The sequence below is a fragment of the Campylobacter sp. BCW_6464 genome (assembly GCF_001762775.1).
Taxonomy (GTDB): domain Bacteria; phylum Campylobacterota; class Campylobacteria; order Campylobacterales; family Campylobacteraceae; genus Campylobacter_D; species Campylobacter_D jejuni.
This window is the reverse complement of the sequence record NZ_MJXM01000009.1, coordinates 1-2,931: the sequence shown is the minus strand read 5'-3', so window position 1 is coordinate 2,931 and position 2,931 is coordinate 1. Positions and strand designations below refer to the sequence as shown.

At 32.6% G+C, this 2,931-nt stretch carries 2 protein-coding genes; both read left to right on the top strand.

The features are described 5' to 3' along the window. On the top strand, positions 1 to 1,199 hold a 1,199-nt coding region (locus AJ885_RS00130), incomplete at its 5' end, for a motility associated factor glycosyltransferase family protein (protein ID WP_070280503.1). 95 nt (positions 1,200 to 1,294) lie between these two features. Continuing rightward, on the top strand, positions 1,295 to 2,931 hold a 1,637-nt coding region (locus tag AJ885_RS00125; RefSeq protein ID WP_070280501.1), incomplete at its 3' end, for a flagellin A.

The window sequence follows — 2,931 nt, the reverse complement described above, 5'->3', positions numbered from 1 at the left end:
AAAACATCCCTTCTATGCTTGAAAGCATTCCTTTTCAAAGAATCTTAAGTGAAAGAAAAAACAAATTCGAAAATGCTATAGTAGTTTCTGCAGGACCTAGTTTAGCTAAACAACTTCCTTTACTTAAAGCTTATCAAGATAAAGCAGTGATTTTTTGTGCTGATGGGGCTTTAAGTATGCTTGAAAAAGAAGGCATAGTGCCTGATTATGTTACTAATTTAGATTTTACTGATCTAGCAATGAAATTTTTTCAAAATAAAGAAAATTTAAAACAAAGTATTATCGCTCTTGAGTGTGCTACACATCCTAATGTCGCGCGTAGTTTAAAGGCTGAAAATTGTATGATTATTTTAAGAAATAAAGCTCTTTATCAACGCTTCAATCTTAATGACTTTGGTTATATTGATACAGGTACTCATGTAAGTCATTTTTCTTATACCTTAGCTTTGGCTTTAGGATTTAAAAATATTATTATGATAGGGCAAGATTTGGCCTTTGATGAAGAAGGAAATTCACATTCAAAAGGTTTTGATTTTGGGGAGAAATTTAGCGGCGAAGAAAATATAGACAAACTTAAAGTCCCAGCCTATGCAGGTAAAGGTGAAGTTTTAACTCATATTGCTTGGAATGATTATCGCATAAAACTTGAATATCTTTTTGCTTGTAACAGTAAAGAAGCTAAATTTTACAATGCTACTGAAGGTGGAGCAAGGATTAATTTTACTGAAGAACTTTCCTTTAAAGAATGTTGTGAAAAACTCCTTACAAAAGAAAAACCTAAATTTGAACTTCCAAAAAGTTTAACTAAAAATAGAAGTGATAAACTCCTAGTTAAATTCAAAGAAAAAATACAAAAAGATCAAGATAATGCTAAAAGATTTTTAAATGATGCTTTAATTTTAAAACAAATTTTAGAAAATATACTCAGTAAAGATTTTATTTTACCTTTGGAATTTTTAGAAAAAGTTTATCAAAATATAGAAAATTTCAATCACTCTTTAGATGAAGATGAGTTTATACAGGATGAAGTTTTAAGAGGAGCCTTTGCTTATCGTGGAAAATTTATCGCTGATGTGCTTAGGCTTCATATTCAAGATAAAGCTAGTTTTATCAGTGTTTATATCAAAGCTTATTATGAATGGTTGCTTTATTTTATAGAAAAACTAGAGCAAAAATATGAATCTTTGCTAAAAGTATAAAATTTTGACACCAAGGTATAAAATATTTTTTTGATTACACGATATAGCATTTAACAAGTTCATGGATGAGCTTGAATTTTTTAAAAGGATTTAAAATGGGATTTCGTATTAACACAAACGTTGCAGCATTAAATGCAAAAGCAAACTCTGATTTAAACAGCAAAGCATTAGATCAATCACTTGCAAGACTTAGTTCAGGCCTTAGAATCAACTCGGCTGCAGATGATGCTTCAGGGATGGCGATAGCAGATTCTTTGCGTTCACAAGCAGCCACTTTAGGTCAAGCCATAAACAATGGTAATGATGCCATAGGTATTTTACAAACTGCAGATAAAGCTATGGATGAGCAACTTAAGATCTTAGATACAATCAAGACTAAGGCAACTCAAGCGGCTCAAGATGGACAAAGCTTAAAAACAAGAACCATGCTTCAAGCAGATATTAACCGTTTGATGGAAGAACTTGATAATATCGCAAATACTACTTCATTTAATGGTAAACAACTTTTAAGTGGTAATTTCATCAATCAAGAATTTCAAATCGGTGCAAGTTCAAATCAAACTATCAAAGCTACTATAGGCCCAACCCAATCTTCTAAAATTGGTTTAACACGCTTTGAAACTGGAGGAAGGATTTCTGAAAGTGGTGAAGTGCAATTTACTTTGAAAAACTATAACGGTATAGATGATTTTAAATTTCAAAAAGTTGTGATTTCAACTTCAGTTGGAACAGGACTTGGGGCTTTAGCTGATGAGATCAATAAAAATGCCGATAAAACAGGTGTTAGGGCTACTTTCACAGTAGAGACTAGAGGTATGGGTGCAGTTAGAGAAGGTACTACTTCAGATGATTTTACTATCAACGGGGTAAAAATTGGTAAGATAGAATATAAAGATGGTGATAGCAATGGTGCTTTAGTTTCTGCAATCAACTCTGTAAAAGATACTACAGGAGTAGAAGCTTCTATAGATGAAAATGGTAAACTTTTGCTCACTTCAAGAGAAGGTAGAGGGATTAAAATTGAAGGTGATATAGGCAGAGGTGCTTTTATCAATCCAAATATGAAAGAAAATTACGGTCGCTTATCTTTAGTAAAAAATGATGGTAAAGATATTTTAATCAGCGGAACAGGATTAACTGCTACTGGATTTGGTGCAAATAGTTTCATTTCGCAAGCTTCTGTTTCTCTAAGAGAATCAAAAGGTCAAATTGATGCTAATGTTGCCGATGCCATGGGATTTAACTCAGTTGATAAAGGTAATATTTTAGGCGGTAAATATTCTTCGGTTAGTTCTTATATGAGTAGTGAAGGAAGTGGATTTTCATCTGGTTCTGGTTTTTCTGTAGGTAGTGGTAAAAATTATTCCACAGGTTTTGCTAATGTAGTTGTTGTATCAGCAATTTCTCAAATGTCCGCAGTTTATAATATTTCAGCTGGATCAGGTTTTTCTAGTCAAAGTGGATTATCTCAGTTTGCAACAATGAAAACTTCAGTTGGAAATACTCTTGGCGTAAAAGATGAAACAGCAGGTGTAACTACACTTAAAGGCGCTATGGCTGTGATGGATATAGCAGAAACTGCTATAACAAATCTTGATCAAATCAGAGCTGATATTGGTTCAGTGCAAAATCAACTTCAAGTTACTATAAATAACATCACTGTAACTCAAGTAAATGTTAAATCAGCAGAATCTCAAATCAGAGATGTAGACTTTGCTAGTGAGAGTGCAAA